The following is an 18,984-nucleotide window of genomic DNA, read 5'->3' on the forward strand; positions in this document are numbered from 1 at the left end:
TTGACTGTCTAAGAAAAATGACAATGACAAGAAAAGTAAAATGATTCCGTAAATGATGCTAATATGAAAAAGAATTTCACCTATAACTGCAAAATAGAGGAAACCGAATATGGGAATCGAGAAAAGGAATAGTCCTAAGGCTCCAAAGGCAATTCGAATTAAAGAAATTATCAAGAAGATATAAGCTGTAAATGTTGTATATTTCGATACTTTTAATCCTGTTTTTTTCTGCTTAGATATATAATGAATGATAAAAATTGGATAAATAATATCTATCATCTTGACTCTCTACCCTTTCTAAGATACTTTACTTTATTTTAACTATTTTTCCTTCAAAATTCAATTTCTCTCTTGACGAGAAAAAATATTTAGTGTACTATACAACTGTATATACAGATAAAAGGAGTTATTATGAATACACAAAAGAAAACCCAATTCATGACTTTAACTGCATTGCTAACCGCTATCGCTATTTTGATTCCTTTAGTGATGCCATTTAAAATCGTTATTCCTCCCGCTTCCTACACTCTTGGAAGCCACGTGGCCATCTTCATTGCTATGTTTCTCTCTCCATGGATGGCTATTTTTGTCATTGTTGCTTCTAGTATTGGATTCTTACTAGCCGGTTATCCGATTGTTATCGTACTTCGAGCTTTTTCTCATATCTTCTTTGGAACCCTGGGAGCTTTCTACCTTCAAAAACATCCTCAAACCTTGGACAACAAAAAATCTTCCTTGATTTTTAACTTTGTACTTGGTTTAGTACACGCTATCGCCGAAGTCTTTGCTTGTATCATCTTCTATGCTAGTACAGGAACAGATCTAAAAAATATGTTCTATGTTCTCTTTGTATTAGTTGGTTTTGGAACTATTGTTCATAGTATGATAGACTATTACTTAGCATTAGCTGTTTATAAAGCACTAAAAAAACGCCATTAAGAAAGTAAATCATGACTAAAGACCGAAAAGAAGCGCTTATTCAACTCTTAAAAGAAGCTCAAAAGCCAATGAATGGCCAAAGTTTAGCAGAACATTTTCACGTAACTCGGCAGATTATTGTTCAGGATATAGCTGTGCTTCGCGCAGATGGAGCTCCTATTCTATCTACTAATCGTGGCTATATTTATAAAGAAAATAAAGCCAATCCTTTTGTTCACAAACTCTTTAAGGTTAAACACAAAGAGGAAGATATGGAGCAAGAACTACTTGCTATCGTTGATAACGGCGGTCGGGTGCAAAACATTCTTATCGACCATCCTGTCTACGGTGAAATCGAAACCCTTCTTAAGTTGAGTTGTAGACGAGATGTAGAACACTTTTTAAACCAAGCTGAATCTTCAGATTTTCGTCCCCTATCAGAATTAACAGATGGAATACACTACCATTTGGTTGAGGCTGAAAGCAAACAAGACCTCCTCTATATCGAGAAGGCCTTGGATCAGCTAGGTTATTTAGTCAAAGATTAGAATATTTCCTTTTCCCATCCGTCTTCTGTACGGTGACGATAAAAAAATTCAGACTTGTCTGGAGATTCCATCATCTCCATCAAAGGTAACATATCATAGGCCAGTTCCAAATTTGGAATCTGGTCTTTTTGTACCCAGGAAACTTCTCCTTCTTCTGAAGAACGGAGAGTACCAGTAAACTCAGTCGCCTTATAACAAAAGACAATGTAACGCTCACCTGTATCTAGTGGCCAATTTTTTATGCCGACAAGTTGAGGATTTCGAATTGTCAGACCTGTTTCTTCATAGATTTCTCGGATAACTGACTCTGCAAAAGCCTCTCCATTTTCAACATGACCTCCTGGAAAAGCGTAGCCAGACCAGTGATTGGTTTCAGGTGATCGATACTGCATAACCACGCGCTTCTTTTCTCGATCTTCAATCATACAAATATTGGTTAGAATGGTTAACTGTGCTCGAGACATAGGACCCACTTTCTAATGTTTAATTTTCTATCTTATACTTAACTTTAGATTTCATAATCAAAGGATTAACTAAGTCATGATATTCATGAATTTCATGGAGCAAGGATCCTCTGATGATTCTAATTTCATTATTTTCTTTATTAACATAGTAGTCTATATTGATTGGCATAGATGAATCTGGAACCATGGAGAAAAAGAAAAATATCATAAACCAGATTATGAGAGCAAAGAATCCGCTAAGAGCTTGAAAAATCAAATGATGCCATTGAAAGATTCTTGTTTTATAAAAGATGGTCCATGGATGGATAAATAGGGTTAAGCAGAGACCAAAAAACCAGATATTCCACAAGACTGGCGTAAAAGCTAAACCAAATAAGCCTAGGACAAAATGAATTAGGGCAAATACCAAGAACAGTAGGTAAAGAATCCTAAATATAGTTAGATGTTTTCTCATAATTAACTCCTCTTATTTTCAATAAATTTCATAAACAAAATCGTTAAAGCAGCTACAGTAAAAAAGACCAGATAGGTTGCTATAGGAAACCAAATATAGCGGTGATCTAGGGATAAGAGAGAAGGTAAAATCCCTTTACTGTTTTTTCCGCTAATTCCAATAAAGAGATGGACTATTAAACCGATACTATTAAGATAAATAAATAAATCTGCAAATCTTTTTATTGTCATCCTTACCCCAGACAAGTCTAAGAACCAATAGTCAAATAATCGATATACCAGACAAAAAAGATTTATATATAGCGGAAAACTATAGTTGATATCTCTGTATGGCGAAGGAATAGGAAGGCTTTCAAAAATTAGATTCAAACTTAGTCCTATTGCTAGGATAAGACCGAGGGTCAAGAAGAATCCTAAAAATTTATGAGAATCTAGCCAAAGATGAAAACTTTCTTTCATTGAGAGATTCTTTTTTGTATTTGAATTTCTTTTATTCTTTTTCATTTGAGTGAATTTTCCCTATTTTCTTCTTTTCCCTTTTTCTTTTCAATATACTTGGAAATTAAAATGATTAAAGCAGGCACTAGGAAAAAGGTTAAATAGGTCACGATTGGAAACCAGATGTAACTGGAATCTAAGATTAGCAAGGGAGGAATAGACTTTCCATTTCGACCCATTATTCCGAAAAATGAGTGAAACAACAAACCTACTCCATTTAGGTACAAGAATGGATCTGCAAAATCTTGTATTGTCAGCATTCCATCGAAATTATCTCTAAAAACACCTTGATAAAGCATGTTCACAAAGAATATAAGATTCAGAAAGAGCGGAAAGACATAATTGAAGTTTTGATAGGGTTTTGGAATAAGAGTTGTTCCAAACAACAAATAGAATACCCCAAAAGCTGATAAAAAAAATATACTACTATCTAATAGAAAAGCTATTTTTGAATGTTGTAACAACCACAATTTTACTTTATCTAGCCAGCTCATTTTTCGATTTGGCATATAGTGTTTTTTTGATTTTTTATTATCTTGTTTCATGATAGTTTTTTAACTTCTTCTGCTACTTTTTGGAGATGCTGTTCCCGCATACTAGCGGTATTCACATCCCGGCCGACTTCTCCTAAGATGCAGACGCGCTTAGTTTTAATTCCACAGTGATTCAAGACCGCATTTTTCAAAACAGAGATGCCATAGCTATCTGGAATGTTGATAGGGCCCGAAAAGATTTTGTACCACCAAGTAGGCGCCATGGAGGTTGCGTAAATACTGGCTGTTTTCCCTTTTAATAACTTTTTAAACTGCTTGCCTCTAAGGTAATTCCAGATAAAACTCCCCTGATCATTAGCAGAGTATGCAATTCCCGGTGTAAAGACCCGGTCGATCCAGCCCTTCATAAGGCTCGGCATACTACTCCACCAGATGGGATAAACAAAGATCAGGTGATCCGCCCACTGGATTAATTCTTGAGAACGAAGGATAAAAGAATCTTCTTCCATACGTTTTCGATAGCCATAACGTAAAACCGGATCAAAGTCCTCTTCATTAAGGTTGATGACTTCAAGTTCATGGCGATCTGAGTCAAGATTTTCTACAATGGTTTGAAAAATAGCCTGACAGTAACTTTTCTTATCAGGGTGTCCATTGATGACTAGAATTTTCAAAAGTTCTCTCCTATCTAATCCAAGGCCTTGACTTCCAGCATCATATCACGAATCTGAGCTGCTAGTTCAAAGTCAAGCACTTCGACGGCTTCTTGCATTTGTTTTTCCAGTTTCTTAACAAGTTCCTTGCGTTCTTGTTTGTTAAGGCTATTGATATCGACTTCCTTCTCCTCTTCCTTGGCAACTACCTTGGTTACAGAGATTAAGTCACGGATTTCTTTCTTAATCGTTTGTGGCACGATACCGTGTTCTTCGTTATAGGCCATCTGGATTTTCCGACGACGAGCTGTTTCATCGATGGCTTTTTGCATAGATTGAGTCATAGTATCAGCATACATGATGACATGCCCCTCACTATTACGAGCTGCACGACCGATGGTCTGAATAAGTCCACGCTCATTACGAAGGAAACCTTCCTTGTCGGCATCGAGAATAGCAACTAGACTAACTTCTGGCACATCAATCCCTTCACGGAGCAGATTGATTCCGACCAAGACATCAAATACACCCAAACGCAGGTCACGGATAATCTCCGTTCGCTCCAAGGTTTTGATATCCGAGTGCATGTATTTAACCTTGATACCCATTTCTTTGAAGTAATCAGTCAAGTCTTCAGCCATTTTCTTGGTCAAGGTTGTAATAAAGGTACGTTCGTTCTTTTCAACACGGGCATTGATTTCACCCAAAAGATCATCAATTTGTCCCATAGTTGGGCGCACTTCTACTTCTGGATCCAAAAGACCAGTTGGACGAATGATTTGCTCAATAACGGTATCAGTCTGCTCGTGTTCATAATCACCAGGTGTCGCTGAAACATAGACGATCTGGTGAACATGACTTTCAAACTCTTCACGACGGAGAGGACGATTATCCAAGGCAGATGGCAAACGGAAACCATAATTCACCAACATTTCCTTACGAGAACGGTCACCATTGTACATTCCCTTGATTTGTCCCATGGTCATGTGGCTCTCATCAATCATAATCAAAAAATCATCTGGGAAGAAATCAAGAAGGGTGTACGGTGGCTCTCCTTCGCTTCGTCCATCCATGTGGCGTGAGTAGTTTTCAACCCCGTTTGTATAACCCATCTCACGAAGCATCTCCATATCGTATTCTGTTCGTTGTTTCAAGCGTTGCGCTTCGAGGAGCTTACCTTCCTTCTCAAAGATAGCTAACTGCTCTTCCAACTCAGCCTCAATCTTAGCAATAGCTACTTCCATGTGGTCGTCATTGGTCACAAAGTGAGTGGCTGGGAAAATCGCCAAATGATCCACTTCGCCCAGAACTTGACCAGTTAGAGCTTCGACTTCACGAATACGATCAATTTCATCTCCGAAGAACTCAACACGAAAGGCATGCTCGTCACGAGAGGCTGGGAAAATCTCCACCACATCCCCACGGACTCGGAATCTTCCACGTTGGAAGTCAATGTCATTGCGCTCAAACTGAATATCCACCAAATCATTGAGCAGTTTATCTCGAGAAATCTCAAGGCCTGGTCGCAGACTTACGACGCTATCAGCGTATTCTTTAGGGGAACCCAATCCATAGATACAAGAAACAGATGCAACTACAATGACGTCATTGCGCTCCAAGAGTGCTGATGTTGCTGAATGACGAAGTTTATCAATCTCATCGTTGACTGAACTGTCTTTTTCTATATAAGTATCGCTTGAAGGCACATAGGCTTCTGGCTGGTAATAATCATAGTAAGATACGAAATATTCGACCGCATTTTCTGGGAAAAATTCTTTGAACTCCCCATATAGTTGCCCTGCAAGAGTTTTATTGTGGGCGATGACCAGGGTTGGCTTATTAACTTGGGCGATGACCTGGCTCATGGTATAGGTCTTCCCCGTACCAGTCGCCCCCATCAAGATTTGCGCCTTCTCACCACCCTCGATGTTATCCACCAACTGTTCGATGGCCTGCGGTTGATCCCCAGACGGTTGGTATTTGGATACAAGTTTAAATTTGTTGTCTGTAATTCTATTAATCATCTCTTTATCCTCACATATATAGACCTTATTTTACCATAAATCACCAAAATTCTCTGAGATAGGGAATAAAAGGGAGATACAAGATGTAATAAAATAATCCATTAATTCAGTACATGTTTAATTTAAAATATAATAAATTGGACACGTATTATCATGAAAGCTAAATAAGACTCTCGAAATTACTTCGAAAGTCTTGTCTTTTATTCTAAAACAATGCAATATGCAATAAATTTCATTGTAAATGACTTACAAATTAACAAAGCTTACTCATCAGTTTGATTTTTGCGAAATCACTTTACTACTTAAGTTCTTGATTCTTTACCAAGAGGTAGAGAGTTGCTCCAAATGAAAATACAAACTCAATGACATAAACACATAGTTGCAAATTGGAAACTTCTCCTAGTATTGTATTCGCAATAATATTATAAAATAGAAAATTTGTCATTGGTTCCGCTACTCTCTCTATGAAAGGTTGTACTAAAATAGGAAATAGTAACAAAATAGCTAAACTTCCCATTGGACTTTTAAAAAAATAACTTAAAAAGTAAGAAATCAAAAAGTATTGGATGGAGCCAAACAAAAAGAAACAGAAAATTTCTATACTGACACCATTTTCACTCCTAAAAAAATGAAACCATGTAAGCAGTACAAGGTAATATAAGGTTGATTGTAGTAGTACATCAAATAACTCTATGAACAGGATCCTAATTGAACTTAAGATCCTTTTTCCACTTACTAAGTAAACTAGCTTTGTTTCGTGTGATTGTAACTCTACAAATGCATTAACACACCCAATAGCAGCAGAGAACATTGATGCAAAAACAAGAGCTTGCTTTAAAGATAATTCTACAATTCTACCATTGATTGCAACTGGTAACACACTTAGTAGGCACACAAATCCTACCAAAATTGACTGTATAGCTATCTGGTACTTTACGAGTTTTAAGCTATATTTTTTGACGATAAGACTGATAAATATTCTTGCCATTCTTCCTCCTCATTCGAATCATTTCTACAACAATTATCAATACCAAGAATACGACTCCTTCCACTACTAAAAGAGTAAATCCATACAATTGGCTCGTTTGAGTCCCTTCAATTCGACCAAAAGCAAATGACTTTGCTCCAATCAAAGGCAATAGATTTTCTATTTTAGAGGAAATTCCTCTTAGAATACCTGATAAGCTGATTACCAATAATAAAGCGTCTGCAATTAATGCAGTCATTGATCTTTTCGTTACGATTACGAACAGTAAAGCTAATACAGTAAGAACGATCGCAAATATCATAACTCTTACCGTAACATCTAAAAACAAAGTAAATTCTAAATAGTTCTTTAAAGTAGAATCTAGAAAAATGAGTAAAACAACAGCATTTACTATCGAAAATATTACAGTTGAAAGTAGTGATAAGACAATCGAACTAGCAATAAAAGCAGTAAGTCGAACTTTCCAGTTAGGAATTATTAACTGAGTAAAATAATCATCACCAAATTGATAATGGGTTGAATAAACAAGTGAAACCAGAATTGGCAAGAAAATAACACTTGCTTGGTAGGGTGAAGATAAGAGAGCATCCCTGACTGTATAGACTGGATTCGATGATAACATAGATGGGTCAAGGTTAACCGCCTGTCCATTTCCTTCTACTAAAGCGTTTATCACCTGAATATTTTGAAGTGTAAAAAATATGCTGACTCCCAAAATAAGAAAAAAAGTAAATTTAAAAGTAGGTAAACTACTATATTTATAAAGGTCACTAAAAAAGGAACGCTTCAACATATTATTCACCTTCTTTCCCTTCGAGTGCTTTAAAGTATGCTTCCTCAAAAGAGCCAAACTGTTTCAAAATGTCTTTGGTAGGAGCATCAATAACAATCTTCCCATTAGAAATCCCAACCAGATGATCTACAGTTAGTTCTAACTCACTCATATAATGACTTGTCATTAATACAGTTTTACCTTCACTGACAAAAGATTGTAAAAAATTGCGTATCCAGCGTATACCCTCTGGATCTAGTCCATTGATTGGTTCATCTAAAATTAAGATATCAGGACTTGCTAATAAGGCTGTTGCTAATCCAAGACGTTGTTTCATTCCTAATGAATAGTCTTTTACTTTTTTATTTTTAGCATCACTTAACCCCACCAAGTCTAAACATTCGTTGCACCTATTTCTGTCAACACCACAAGCCAAGCCAATCCAGCGAAGATGCTGAAATCCTGTTCTCGTTGGATAAGGTTGGCAACTGTCGAGGAATGATCCAACAACACAAAAAGGATTAACTCCCAATTGAGAGTATTTTTTGCCATTGATCAATGCTATTCCTTTTTGACTATTTTCTAAACCGAGTAAAATTCTGATTAAAGTCGATTTCCCAGAACCATTTGGTCCAATCAATCCAGTGACCTCACCTTTCTTAGCTTTGAAAGACACATTTTTCAGGACAATTTTATTATTATATTCCTTATGTAGTTTTTGAATTGTTATCATTCCTTCTTTTCCCTTCTAACTTTTTGTGAAATTTCACCTTCACTTGGAGCAAGTATATCAGGAGAATATCAGAAAAAAATCAGAATAAAAATTTTTATAATTATTTTTTCATTTCTAACAAATTACTTTCTATGTTTGCTATAATATACACAAGTAATTGGAGGAACTATGAAGTATAAAATTTTAGCAATTGACGACGATGAAAAAATCTTACGATTAATAAGAAATACATTAGAAGCAAACAACTTTAACGTAGAAACTCGGTCAAATATAGAAGAGATCGATATTTGTGACTTTACTGGATTCGATCTGATATTACTTGATGTCATGATGCCTTTTTCAGGTTTAGAGATCTGTCGCTCCATTCGTTCACAAATTACTACTCCAATCCTGTTTCTAACCGCTAAAGATATTGAAGAAGATTTACTAAAGGGGATACAAGCTGGAGCAGATGATTACATCACAAAACCATTTAGCATTAAGGAATTGATTGCAAGAATTCAAATGCATCTTCGTAGAGAGGAAAGATTGTTCCAAACCTCTAAAGAAGAATTGATTTCAGATATAACTTTTTATCGAGATAGTCAAGAAGTTTATTATCAATCAAAGAGCATTTCTCTAACTAAGCGAGAATTTGATCTACTTTATCTTTTAGCTAAAAATGAGAACCGAATATTTAGCGCAGAGGAACTTTACGATTACCTCTATCCTATAAGCTCTGATGTACAGCTACGTTCCATCACTGAATACATCTATCAAATCAGACAAAAATTCAAGGCTCATCAAATTGATCCTATCAAAACGGTTTGGGGAGGAGGATACAAATGGCAAAGGAAATGACAATCAAACAACTCATTCAGAATACCTACCTTAAAATCATTTGGCAATTTCTTTTTTGTCTTTTACTTTTTTACATAGTCCCAGCTCTTCTATCTTCTGTATCTGGAATCAATGAGAAAAATGCCAATCTCTTTGCTTTATTTTTTAGCGTCAGTTCTTGGATTTATCTTTGCATCATTTTAATTCTTATCATTGTAACAAATATTCGACAATTATTAACCAAGATTCAAAAAGAAATGAACATGGTTTATCATAGTGGTCTATATTTCAACAAAAATGAAAATCACCATTTGCAGATTAAGGAATTTATTGAAACAAATGATCTAATAGAAAAAATGCAATCCGATATAAAAAATAGGATTGAAAATGAAAAAGAACAAAAAAAAGAACTCATGTTTCAAGTATCTAGCGCTGCCCATGATCTTCGAACTCCTCTAACTGTCATAAGAGGAAATGCTGAATTCCTACAATCTACCAAACAAACACCCCAAGTAATGGAATGTCTAAAAGATCTGGAGCAAGCAAGTATTCAGTTAAACGATTATTTTAATCACTTCATCCAATACTCCAAAACTTTTTATGATCAAGATATTCAACTTGAAAAGATATCAATTCAACAATTAACTCGTCAATTAAAGGAACATATCACACCTTTAGTTCCTAAAAATACACACTTTATTTTTACTAACACAGTAACTCCATCGACACAAATTGCAATTCATTCCAATCTATTTTTCCGAGCAATCACAAATATTATTAACAATGCTATACAACATCAAAAAGAAGATGATGCACAAATCCACCTAACAATTTCACAAGTAAATAGTCAATTAGTTCTAACTATATGGAATAACCAATCTAGTTTTTCAAAAAATATATTACAAAATGCTGGAAATCTTTTCTATAAAGATGACCAAGCAAGAACCCCCTCTCAAGAAAGCCACTATGGACTTGGTTTATCTTTCGTCAAACGCGTCATGAAACTTCATCATGGAACTATGCACTTAGAAAATAGTAATCATGGTGCACAAGTCAAGCTAATCATTCCCATTATATAGAACAAGCCGAACTCATCAATATGTGTTCGGCTTCTTTTAATTTTTACATCAAAAAATCAGTATCACAATAAACTTTATGTTATATCTTCTAACATAAAAATATAAAATATTTGCCGGATTCAATTTTTTCTGCTATAATTTGAAAATACCCTGAAAGGAGACATAACATGAAGAAAAAAATACTAGCATGTCTGCTAATTTTATTTCCTATTTTTTCACTAGGATTAGCAAAAGCGGATACAGAAAAAACCAAGTATGTCATTGCCAGTGACTCATCTTTTGCGCCATTTGTTTTCCAGGACTCAAGCAACCAATACACTGGTATCGATATGGATCTAATCAAGGCTATCGCTGAAGACCAAGGTTTTGAAATCGAGATTACCAATCCAGGTTTTGATGCTGCTATTAACGCAGTCCAATCTGGACAAGCAGACGGTATCATTGCAGGTATGTCAGTGACTGATGCTCGTAAGGAAACTTTTGATTTCTCTGATTCTTACTATACTGCAAATACTATTCTTGGTGTTAAAGAATCAAGTACTATTTCTTCTTACGAAGATTTGAATGGTAAGACTGTAGGTGTGAAAAACGGTACTGCTTCACAAACCTTCTTAAACGAGAACCAAAGCAAATACAGTTACAAAATCAAAACTTTTTCCGATGCTGCATCTATGTATGATAGTTTAAATACTGGTTCAATAGATGCCGTTATGGATGACGAACCTGTTATTAAATATTCTATCAGTCAAGGAAAAAAATTAAAAACACCAATCGCAGGTACACCAATTGGTGAAACTGCCTTTGCAGTAAAAAAAGGAAGCAATCCAGAATTGCTAGAGAAGTTTAACAAGGGACTCGCAAACCTTAAGGCAAATGGAGAATTCCAAAAGATTCTTGATAAGTATCTAGCTAGTGATTCTACTACGACAACTTCAACTGCTGATGAAACAACTATTTGGGGCTTGTTGAAAAACAACTACAAACAACTTCTCAGCGGACTTGGAATTACTCTCTCATTAGCACTTATCTCATTTATAATTGCGATTTTTATCGGAATTATCTTTGGTATGTTTAGCGTTAGTCCATATAAATCACTCCGTTTGATTTCAGAGATTTTTGTTGACGTTATCCGTGGAATTCCTTTGATGATTCTTGCAGCCTTCATTTTCTGGGGCATTCCTAACTTTATCGAATCTCTTACAGGTCAACAAAGTCCAATCAATGACTTTGTCGCTGGTACAATTGCCCTCTCCCTAAACTCAGCAGCCTACATCGCTGAAATTGTTCGTGGTGGTATCAAGGCCGTTCCTGTTGGGCAAATGGAAGCTAGTCGAAGCCTTGGTATCTCATACAGTAAAACCATGCGTAAGATTGTCTTGCCTCAAGCAACCAAACTCATGCTTCCAAACTTCGTTAACCAATTTGTTATCGCATTGAAAGATACAACGATCGTATCTGCGATCGGTCTTGTAGAACTCTTCCAGACTGGTAAGATTATCATTGCTCGTAACTACCAAAGTTTCAAAATGTATGCAATTCTCGCAGTCTTCTATCTTGTGATTATCACTCTTCTTACTAGACTTGCAAAACGCTTAGAAAAGAGGATTCAATAATGGCTAAATTAAAAATCGATGTCGATAATTTACATAAACAATATGGAAAAAACAAGGTTCTAAAAGGAATCTCTGTAAAATTCTACGAAGGTGATGTTGTTTGTATCATCGGTCCTTCTGGGTCAGGTAAGTCAACTTTCTTGCGTAGCTTGAATCTCCTCGAAGAGGGGACAAAAGGTCATATCACAGTTAATGGTTATGATTTGACTGACAAAGCAACCAACGTGGACCATGTTCGTGAAAATGTCGGAATGGTGTTCCAGCACTTCAATCTCTTTCCACATAAGACAGTTTTGGAAAATATCACTTTCGCTCCTATTGAGCATAAGTTGTTGACAAAGGCTGAAGCCGAAAAATTAGGCATGGAACTTCTTGAAAAGGTTGGACTTGCTGACAAGGCCAATGCTAACCCTGATAGTTTGTCTGGTGGACAAAAACAACGTGTGGCTATCGCTCGCGGTCTAGCCATGAACCCTGATATCATGCTCTTTGACGAACCAACTTCTGCCCTCGACCCTGAGATGGTCGGAGACGTACTTAACGTTATGAAGGAATTGGCTGAACAAGGTATGACCATGATCATCGTAACTCACGAGATGGGATTTGCCCGTAAGGTTGCCAATCGTGTTATCTTTACTGCAGACGGTGAATTCCTAGAAGATGGTACTCCTGACCAAATCTTTGATAACCCACAACACCCTCGTCTAAAAGAATTTTTGGACAAGGTCCTCAACGCTTAAAAAACTGCAAGGTTTCCCTTGCAGTTTTTTTCTCACTTGTATTGGAATTTTGGATTTTTTAGAAAATTATGATAAAATAAAGGGTATGAAAATGGGGTTTTCCCATGCCTAGCTGGACTAGGAAACAAAATAGAAATTAGGTAGCTAGATGTCATCTAAAGTTATTGTAACAATTTTCGGTGCTAGTGGAGATTTGGCTAAACGCAAGCTCTACCCTTCACTTTTTAGACTTTACAAATCAGGTAATCTATCTGATCATTTTGCTGTTATTGGAACTGCTCGTAGACCATGGAGTAAAGAGTACTTCGAATCTGTTGTTGTCGAATCTATCTTAGACTTGGCAGATAGCGCAGAAGAGGCTCAAGCATTTGCTAGTCATTTTTACTACCAAAGTCACGATGTTAATGACACTGAGCACTATATCGAATTGCGCAAGCTTCAGGCTGAGTTAAATGAAAAGTATCAAACTGAACACAACAAGCTCTTCTTCCTCTCAATGGCACCTCAGTTCTTTGGAACTATTGCTAAACATCTCAAGTCAGAGCAAATCGTTGACGGTAAAGGCTTTGAACGTTTGATTGTTGAAAAACCTTTCGGTACAGATTATGAGACTGCAAGCAAACTAAACGAAGAACTCCTTGCTACTTTTAACGAAGATCAAATCTATCGTATCGACCACTATCTTGGTAAAGAAATGATTCAAAGCATTTTTGCCATTCGATTTGCCAATATGATTTTTGAAAATGTTTGGAATCGTGAGCACATTGATAACGTTCAGATAACCTTTGCAGAGCGTCTCGGTGTTGAGGAACGTGGTAGCTACTATGATGAGTCTGGTGCCCTTCGTGATATGGTTCAAAACCACACACTTCAGCTTCTGTCACTCCTTGCTATGGACAAACCTGCAAGCTTTACAAAGGATGACATTCGCGCAGAGAAAATCAAGGTCTTCAAGAACCTTTACCACCCTACAGACGAGGAACTTAAAGAGCACTTCATCCGTGGTCAATATCGTTCTGGTAAAGTAGATGGCATGAAATATATTTCTTATCGTAGCGAACCAAATGTCAACCCTGAATCTATGACAGAAACATTTGCTTCAGGTGCCTTTTTTGTCGATACTGATCGATTCCGTGATGTACCTTTCTTCTTCCGTACAGGTAAACGCCTAACTGAAAAAGGAACACACGTAAATATTGTCTTCAAACAAATGGATTCTATTTTTGGAGAACCCCTAGCACCGAATGTGCTTACCATCTATATCCAACCGACTGAAGGATTCTCTCTCAGCCTTAACGGTAAAAAGGTAGGGGAAGAGTTTAGCCTCGCACCAAATTCGCTTGACTATCGAACAGATGCGACTGCAACAGGTGCTTCACCAGACCCATATGAAAAACTGATCTATGATGTTTTGAACAATAACTCAACAAACTTTAGCCACTGGGATGAAGTGAGTGCATCATGGAAATTGATTGACCGTATCGAGAAGCTTTGGGCTGAAAACGGTGCTCCACTTCATGACTACAAGGCTGGTACAATGGGACCTCAGGCTAGTTTTGATCTCCTTGAAAAATATGGTGCCAAATGGACATGGCAACCAGATATCGCCTATCGTAAAGATGGTCGTTTAGAATAATCAAAAACAATCCTGCAAGAATTCTTGCAGGATTTTCTTTTATATCAAACCTTCTAGAAGGCCCTTCATAAAGTTTTCTGAGTTGAACTCACCGATATCATCGATTTTTTCACCAAAACCAATTAGCTTAACAGGGATATTGAGTTCCTCACGGATAGCAAGAACAACCCCACCTCGGGCAGTTCCATCAATCTTGGTTAAGACAATCCCTGTAACAGGAGTAATTTTTGAGAATTCTTTAGCTTGTACAAGAGCATTTTGACCAGTTGATGCGTCAAGAGCTAGGAAGGTTTCATGAGGTGCTTCTGGCACTACGCGTTTGATGATACGACCAATCTTTTCCAATTCTGCCATTAAGTTTTCTTTGTTTTGCAGACGACCAGCCGTATCAATCATGAGAATATCAATGCCTTCTGCTACTGCTCGTTCCATTCCATCAAAGACAACACTAGCTGGATCTGCCTTCTCAGGACCAGTAACGACAGGAACATCTACACGACGTCCCCATTCTGCTAACTGAGCAACCGCACCCGCACGGAAGGTATCAGCAGCAACAAGCATAACCTTTTTACCAGCTTGTTTGTATCGATTAGCTAATTTACCAATTGAAGTTGTTTTCCCGACCCCATTAACTCCAACAAAAAGCATAACCGTTAATCCATCTTGGAAGTTAATATTTTCATTATAAATGCCGTCCTTTTCATATAGCTCCACCAATTTTTCGATGATAACACGACGAAGGGCATCAGGTTTCTTAGCATTCTCAAGCTTGGCTTCATAACGCAATTCTTCCGTAAGATTTGAAGCCACCTGCACACCAACGTCACTCATGATAAGTAGCTCTTCTAGTTCCTCAAAGAAATCTTCATCGACTGAGCGGAAATTTGCAAAGAAAGCATTCAAACGGGCACCGAATCCAGTACGCGTTTTCTTAAGACTACGGTCATATTTATCTTGTTCAGTCTCTTGCACTTGAGGAGTTTCTTCGATTGCTTGGTTTGCTTCCTCTTCTTCAAAAAACTCTGTTTCTGCTTCGTCTGATTGAGGCTGAACAATTTCTTCGTCGTCACTATCATTTGAAGGAATCTCTTCAACATGAGTCGATTCCTCTTGAGGACTATCTGCCTCTTGGACTTGATTTAACTCTTCTTGAGAAACCTTCACTTCGTCAACTGATTCGACAATAGTTTCTTCGTCAACCTCTGCTTCAAATAAGCCTTCATCATTTTCTTCGACTACGACAGTCCCATCTTGCTCTTTGACTTCAATATTTTCGGATTCTAGCGTCTCAGTTTGCTCGCTATCATCCGATAAATCAATGTTTTCTAGAGCTTCTTTGACAACATCTTCGATTTTAGGTTCTTCTATTTTTCCAAATAAACGGTCAAATAATCCCATTCTTTAGTTCTCCTTCAGTACATATTTTTCAATTGCCCAGGCGACAGCTTCTTCGTCATTAGTCATTGGTGTTACCACATTTGCCACAGCTTTAACTGCCGGAACAGCATTTTGCATAGCGATACCGAGACCGGCCCACTCAATCATCGAAAGGTCATTAGCTTCATCTCCGCAAGCCATAACCTGACTTCGGTCAATTCCCAGGTGTTCAATCAGTTTAGATAATCCTGTCGCCTTATGAACATTCTTTGGTGACCATTCTAGCAAGAGTTCACGTGATTTAAAAATTTCATATTGATCGTATAATTCTGGTGAAATCTTCTGAATAGCTGCATCCAAAGGCTCCTGAGGAAAGGCAGTCACACATTTATTGTATGTTACCTGACTAGACAAATCTTCAAAAGTAGTTGGAACAAAAGTTAGAGCTGGGTTAAACTGAGCATATAAACTTTCTTGGTCAGACTGAATTTGGTAAACTGTTCCTTCTGAAATTGCATCTAAAGGAATGCCTAGTTTATCAGTTTCCTCGTAAATACGTGTCACATCATCAATTGAAAAGACTGTCTTATCAAGAATCTCACCTGTATTTTTCTGAACCAATCCACCGTTGAATGTGATAGTATACTCGTCATCATGGCCGTCTGTTCCAAGCTCTTTAAGGAAGAAATCCATAGCCTTGAGAGGACGTCCAGTTGTTAGGACTACTTTGACACCCTGTTCACGCGCAGCCTTTAAAGTCGCCTTGGTACGATCAGTTAATTTCTTGTCTGTCGTCAGCAAGGTTCCATCCAAGTCTAGGGCAATTAATTTAATATCTGCCATTATAACCCCTCCATATAAGCGATAACTGATTGATCTTTATGATGACCAATAACTGTTTCTGCAAGTTCTAGAATTTCTGGGCGAGCATTTTCAGGTGCGACTGGGTGCCCTACAACTTGCATCATGTGAAGATCATTGAGATTGTCACCGAAGGCCATCACTTGGTCCATATCCAGATTTAACTTCTTAGCCAATTCGACAATCGCAACTCCCTTGTCCACATAATCAAGGACAATGTCGATAGATTCAAATCCTGTCGTCATAGCCTTAACACCAGGAACATGTTCATTAACCCAAGCTTCCCCGGCTTCTACTGTCTCTTCAGTAAAGTTGGTTGTGAATTTGAAAATCTCATCGGTAATATCTTCGAGACTGGCTACTTTTTTGATATTTTCATTATAATGATGGCTAAACATAAGATAGGTTTCATCTACAATATCTAAAACATAGCAAGCTTTCTTACCAGTCAATAGCATCTTCTTCTCATCGAAAAAAGGTGAAGTCTTTAGCTTTTCAAAAGTTGATAGGTAAAAATCTCTAGGCATGGTCGCTTCATAAAGGTCTTGTCCATGAAAACGAACCAGACTCCCATTTTCAGCAATAAAAATAATTTCATCTTTAACATCCGCAAAATGTTTCTCTAAAGACAAAAGGCCTCGACCAGAAGCTACAGCAAAATAGATACCTCTCTCTTTGTATGATGAGAGGAGAGCTTTTAAACGCTCCATATCAAATTGGCCAGCTTCATCTAGAAAAGTCCCGTCCATATCAGTTGCGACTAGTTTAATCATAATTCCTTCTATTCTCCAGTTGTAAATCTATCTTCTATTATACCATAGAAAAAGTAAAAAAAGACGTGCTGAATTGACACGTCCTTGTATTCTATAAATCTATCCGTAGGGCCAATTGTTATTATAAATATAAACCCCTTTCCACACTTTTCTGAATCAAATCTTCCGTCAGTTTCCATAATTCTTCTGATTCACTTTTTATGAACTTTTTCTTTTCTAATACCATGTCTGCAGTGATATTATCAGGGTTATAATTTAATTCTGACACTTCTAAGTGATTTATCAGTGGTACCAATGCATCGATTACTCTTGCATATCTTGATTCAGCACTCTGTCCTTTTTCAAATTCCAACCACAAATTTTTCATATTCAAATATTTCTCTTCTGGAAGGAGGCTCATTGTTTTTTCTATAGATTCTAACTCTCTATCATGAGAATGAACCTTTTTTTTATCATCAAAAACCCAAGTATCTCCGGCATAAATCTCACCTAAATCATGAATCAATAACATAGAAATAACTTTTTCCATTTTTAACTTTTCAGGATAATAATCTTGAAGAACTATAGCAGCTATAGCACCTTGCCAAGAATGCTCGGCACTATTTTCAAATCTTCCATCAAGAGTTCTATTAAATCTTGTTACTGACTTTAACTTCTCTATTTCTTTAATAAAATCGACTGAATTCTTTAAATTACTCATTGTAGCTCCTATCTTATTTAAAATTTTAGATATAATACCAAAAAATATTAATTTCATCAAATATTTCCCGTATTTGCAAAAATAAAATAGCGCCTAATCCATATGAGATTAGACGCCTGATTAAACTTGTAATTTATCAAATATTTATCAATCGAGTGATTGAACATTCCTACCATCAATCAATTCCAAGTCTTTTTATCCATATTTGGCAAAGAGAGCTTAAACTTAATAATACAGAGTCGAATCACAAAACCGACAATTGAGAGAATGATAAAAGCAGTGATTCTTGGAAAGTGAAGGACAAAGGCCAACCAGTAATAAATAACGCCAATTACAAAAGATAGAAGGGCATAGATGTCCTCTTTTAGAACACTTGGGACTTCATTAATCAAGAGATCTCGGATGATACCTCCGCCAGCACCTGTTAAACAGGCCAAAATCCCTGCAGACATCAAGTTCATTTTACTATCAGCTAAGGCGGTAGCTCCAATCAAGGAAAAGATGATTAAACCAATCGAATCAAAGATAAGATAAGCTTCTCTCAGCCACTTATAGAATTTTTTTTCTTGACTAGCGTTGGCTTGTTTTGATGTCACAAAGGCATACATAATAACAGCTACAAGAATAGAGACATAAATCGGTCCAGGATCTGCGAGAGCGGATGGAAAACGACTGATAATAGAATCTCTTAAAATACCCCCGCCTACTGCCGTTACAATTGCCAATAAACTAATTCCAAAAATATCTAAACGTTTACCAAATCCTTTGATGGCTCCTGACGCCGCAAAGGCTATAGTCCCAATATAATTACAAATCATTAGGAATAGGTCAAAATCCATGT

The 18,984-nt window shown here is 36.9% G+C and carries 21 protein-coding genes; 7 read left to right on the top strand and 14 right to left on the bottom strand.

The genetic code is table 11. From position 1 onward, the window contains the following. The first annotated feature begins 411 nt into the window (after positions 1-411). A complete protein-coding gene (locus tag LG369_RS04820) occupies positions 412-939 on the top strand; it encodes an ECF transporter S component (RefSeq protein ID WP_225750429.1) in 528 nt (175 codons plus the stop codon). Positions 940-950: 11 nt separating this feature from the next. After that, on the top strand, positions 951-1,466 hold the full coding sequence (locus LG369_RS04825; RefSeq protein WP_225750430.1) for a transcription repressor NadR: 516 nt from the start codon (positions 951-953) through the stop codon (positions 1,464-1,466). Here the strand turns inward: LG369_RS04825 and LG369_RS04830 are convergent. From LG369_RS04830 to LG369_RS04870, 9 genes are all read right to left on the bottom strand, one after another. Continuing rightward, entirely contained in the window at positions 1,463-1,930 is a 468-nt protein-coding gene (locus tag LG369_RS04830; RefSeq protein ID WP_225750431.1) for an 8-oxo-dGTP diphosphatase, read from the bottom strand. The two genes, LG369_RS04825 and LG369_RS04830, sit on opposite strands and share 4 nt — an antisense overlap. A gap of 19 nt (positions 1,931-1,949) precedes the next feature. Continuing rightward, positions 1,950-2,384, bottom strand: a complete 435-nt coding sequence (locus LG369_RS04835) for a hypothetical protein (RefSeq protein ID WP_225750432.1) — start codon at positions 2,382-2,384, stop codon at positions 1,950-1,952. Between the two features lie 2 nt (positions 2,385-2,386). Beyond that, positions 2,387-2,887, bottom strand: a complete 501-nt coding sequence (locus LG369_RS04840) for a hypothetical protein (protein ID WP_225750433.1) — start codon at positions 2,885-2,887, stop codon at positions 2,387-2,389. Continuing rightward, the gene (locus tag LG369_RS04845) at positions 2,884-3,426 is read right to left on the bottom strand and encodes a hypothetical protein (protein ID WP_225750434.1); all 543 of its coding nucleotides are present in this window, start codon (positions 3,424-3,426) and stop codon (positions 2,884-2,886) included. Before LG369_RS04845 ends, LG369_RS04840 begins: the two co-directional genes overlap by 4 nt. Continuing rightward, positions 3,423-4,049, bottom strand: coding sequence for an NAD(P)H-dependent oxidoreductase (locus LG369_RS04850; protein ID WP_225750435.1), 627 nt, complete (start codon positions 4,047-4,049; stop codon positions 3,423-3,425). Before LG369_RS04850 ends, LG369_RS04845 begins: the two co-directional genes overlap by 4 nt. A 14-nt stretch (positions 4,050-4,063) precedes the next feature. After that, positions 4,064-6,052: an excinuclease ABC subunit UvrB gene (gene uvrB, locus LG369_RS04855; RefSeq protein WP_225750436.1), complete on the bottom strand. Its 1,989-nt coding sequence runs from the start codon at positions 6,050-6,052 to the stop codon at positions 4,064-4,066. Between the two features lie 298 nt (positions 6,053-6,350). After that, complete coding sequence (locus LG369_RS04860) at positions 6,351-7,040, bottom strand: hypothetical protein (protein WP_225750437.1); 690 nt, start codon at positions 7,038-7,040, stop codon at positions 6,351-6,353. Further along, positions 7,000-7,833: a hypothetical protein gene (locus tag LG369_RS04865; RefSeq protein WP_225750438.1), complete on the bottom strand. Its 834-nt coding sequence runs from the start codon at positions 7,831-7,833 to the stop codon at positions 7,000-7,002. Before LG369_RS04865 ends, LG369_RS04860 begins: the two co-directional genes overlap by 41 nt. 1 nt (position 7,834) lies before the next feature. Continuing rightward, a complete protein-coding gene (locus tag LG369_RS04870; protein ID WP_070459527.1) occupies positions 7,835-8,545 on the bottom strand; it encodes an ABC transporter ATP-binding protein in 711 nt (236 codons plus the stop codon). A gap of 168 nt (positions 8,546-8,713) precedes the next feature. Here LG369_RS04870 and LG369_RS04875 point away from each other — a divergent pair, with 168 nt between their 5' ends. The 5 genes from LG369_RS04875 to zwf all read left to right on the top strand — a co-directional run bounded on the left by LG369_RS04875 (position 8,714) and on the right by zwf (position 14,432). Next, positions 8,714-9,385, top strand: a complete 672-nt coding sequence (locus LG369_RS04875) for a response regulator transcription factor (RefSeq protein ID WP_225750439.1) — start codon at positions 8,714-8,716, stop codon at positions 9,383-9,385. Then, complete coding sequence (locus LG369_RS04880) at positions 9,370-10,443, top strand: sensor histidine kinase (RefSeq protein WP_225750440.1); 1,074 nt, start codon at positions 9,370-9,372, stop codon at positions 10,441-10,443. Before LG369_RS04875 ends, LG369_RS04880 begins: the two co-directional genes overlap by 16 nt. Before the next feature lie 167 nt (positions 10,444-10,610). After that, positions 10,611-12,056 carry an amino acid ABC transporter substrate-binding protein/permease gene (locus LG369_RS04885; RefSeq protein ID WP_225750441.1) on the top strand — a complete coding sequence of 482 codons (1,446 nt, stop codon included), beginning with the start codon at positions 10,611-10,613 and terminating at the stop codon, positions 12,054-12,056. Continuing rightward, the gene (locus LG369_RS04890) at positions 12,056-12,796 is read left to right on the top strand and encodes an amino acid ABC transporter ATP-binding protein (protein WP_225750442.1); all 741 of its coding nucleotides are present in this window, start codon (positions 12,056-12,058) and stop codon (positions 12,794-12,796) included. Before LG369_RS04885 ends, LG369_RS04890 begins: the two co-directional genes overlap by 1 nt. 148 nt (positions 12,797-12,944) lie before the next feature. Then, positions 12,945-14,432 (top strand): glucose-6-phosphate dehydrogenase, encoded by a 1,488-nt coding sequence (gene zwf / locus LG369_RS04895; RefSeq protein ID WP_225750443.1) that lies wholly within the window; start codon positions 12,945-12,947, stop codon positions 14,430-14,432. A gap of 39 nt (positions 14,433-14,471) precedes the next feature. Here zwf and ftsY read toward each other — a convergent pair whose 3' ends face one another. The 5 genes from ftsY to LG369_RS04920 all read right to left on the bottom strand — a co-directional run bounded on the left by ftsY (position 14,472) and on the right by LG369_RS04920 (position 18,982). Next, positions 14,472-15,830, bottom strand: coding sequence for a signal recognition particle-docking protein FtsY (ftsY, locus tag LG369_RS04900; RefSeq protein ID WP_225750444.1), 1,359 nt, complete (start codon positions 15,828-15,830; stop codon positions 14,472-14,474). Positions 15,831-15,833: 3 nt separating this feature from the next. After that, on the bottom strand, positions 15,834-16,652 hold the full coding sequence (locus LG369_RS04905; protein WP_225750445.1) for a Cof-type HAD-IIB family hydrolase: 819 nt from the start codon (positions 16,650-16,652) through the stop codon (positions 15,834-15,836). Then, positions 16,652-17,443 (bottom strand): Cof-type HAD-IIB family hydrolase, encoded by a 792-nt coding sequence (locus LG369_RS04910; RefSeq protein WP_225750446.1) that lies wholly within the window; start codon positions 17,441-17,443, stop codon positions 16,652-16,654. Before LG369_RS04910 ends, LG369_RS04905 begins: the two co-directional genes overlap by 1 nt. A 121-nt stretch (positions 17,444-17,564) precedes the next feature. After that, positions 17,565-18,143, bottom strand: coding sequence for an HD domain-containing protein (locus LG369_RS04915; protein ID WP_225750499.1), 579 nt, complete (start codon positions 18,141-18,143; stop codon positions 17,565-17,567). Positions 18,144-18,322: 179 nt separating this feature from the next. Further along, positions 18,323-18,982 carry a trimeric intracellular cation channel family protein gene (locus tag LG369_RS04920; RefSeq protein WP_225750447.1) on the bottom strand — a complete coding sequence of 220 codons (660 nt, stop codon included), beginning with the start codon at positions 18,980-18,982 and terminating at the stop codon, positions 18,323-18,325. Between the last annotated feature and the right edge of the window lie 2 nt (positions 18,983-18,984).

It is taken from the genome of Streptococcus sp. Marseille-Q4154 (assembly GCF_916700545.1).
GTDB lineage: Bacteria > Bacillota > Bacilli > Lactobacillales > Streptococcaceae > Streptococcus > Streptococcus infantis_I.

Excerpts from the sequence above, each read along its gene's own strand:
- LG369_RS04845 (WP_225750434.1), bottom strand. The coding sequence starts at position 3,426 with ATGAAACAAGATAATAAAAAATCAAAAAAACACTATATGCCAAATCGA.
- LG369_RS04880 (WP_225750440.1), top strand. The coding sequence starts at position 9,370 with ATGGCAAAGGAAATGACAATCAAACAACTCATTCAGAATACCTACCTT.
- LG369_RS04890 (WP_225750442.1), top strand. The coding sequence starts at position 12,056 with ATGGCTAAATTAAAAATCGATGTCGATAATTTACATAAACAATATGGA.
- LG369_RS04820 (WP_225750429.1), top strand. The coding sequence starts at position 412 with ATGAATACACAAAAGAAAACCCAATTCATGACTTTAACTGCATTGCTA.
- LG369_RS04915 (WP_225750499.1), bottom strand. The coding sequence starts at position 18,143 with ATGAGTAATTTAAAGAATTCAGTCGATTTTATTAAAGAAATAGAGAAG.
- zwf (WP_225750443.1), top strand. The coding sequence starts at position 12,945 with ATGTCATCTAAAGTTATTGTAACAATTTTCGGTGCTAGTGGAGATTTG.
- ftsY (WP_225750444.1), bottom strand. The coding sequence starts at position 15,830 with ATGGGATTATTTGACCGTTTATTTGGAAAAATAGAAGAACCTAAAATC.
- uvrB (WP_225750436.1), bottom strand. The coding sequence starts at position 6,052 with ATGATTAATAGAATTACAGACAACAAATTTAAACTTGTATCCAAATAC.
- LG369_RS04865 (WP_225750438.1), bottom strand. The coding sequence starts at position 7,833 with ATGTTGAAGCGTTCCTTTTTTAGTGACCTTTATAAATATAGTAGTTTA.
- LG369_RS04825 (WP_225750430.1), top strand. The coding sequence starts at position 951 with ATGACTAAAGACCGAAAAGAAGCGCTTATTCAACTCTTAAAAGAAGCT.
- LG369_RS04830 (WP_225750431.1), bottom strand. The coding sequence starts at position 1,930 with ATGTCTCGAGCACAGTTAACCATTCTAACCAATATTTGTATGATTGAA.
- LG369_RS04885 (WP_225750441.1), top strand. The coding sequence starts at position 10,611 with ATGAAGAAAAAAATACTAGCATGTCTGCTAATTTTATTTCCTATTTTT.
- LG369_RS04905 (WP_225750445.1), bottom strand. The coding sequence starts at position 16,652 with ATGGCAGATATTAAATTAATTGCCCTAGACTTGGATGGAACCTTGCTG.
- LG369_RS04840 (WP_225750433.1), bottom strand. The coding sequence starts at position 2,887 with ATGAAAAAGAATAAAAGAAATTCAAATACAAAAAAGAATCTCTCAATG.
- LG369_RS04860 (WP_225750437.1), bottom strand. The coding sequence starts at position 7,040 with ATGGCAAGAATATTTATCAGTCTTATCGTCAAAAAATATAGCTTAAAA.
- LG369_RS04920 (WP_225750447.1), bottom strand. The coding sequence starts at position 18,982 with ATGGATTTTGACCTATTCCTAATGATTTGTAATTATATTGGGACTATA.
- LG369_RS04870 (WP_070459527.1), bottom strand. The coding sequence starts at position 8,545 with ATGATAACAATTCAAAAACTACATAAGGAATATAATAATAAAATTGTC.
- LG369_RS04875 (WP_225750439.1), top strand. The coding sequence starts at position 8,714 with ATGAAGTATAAAATTTTAGCAATTGACGACGATGAAAAAATCTTACGA.
- LG369_RS04835 (WP_225750432.1), bottom strand. The coding sequence starts at position 2,384 with ATGAGAAAACATCTAACTATATTTAGGATTCTTTACCTACTGTTCTTG.
- LG369_RS04910 (WP_225750446.1), bottom strand. The coding sequence starts at position 17,443 with ATGATTAAACTAGTCGCAACTGATATGGACGGGACTTTTCTAGATGAA.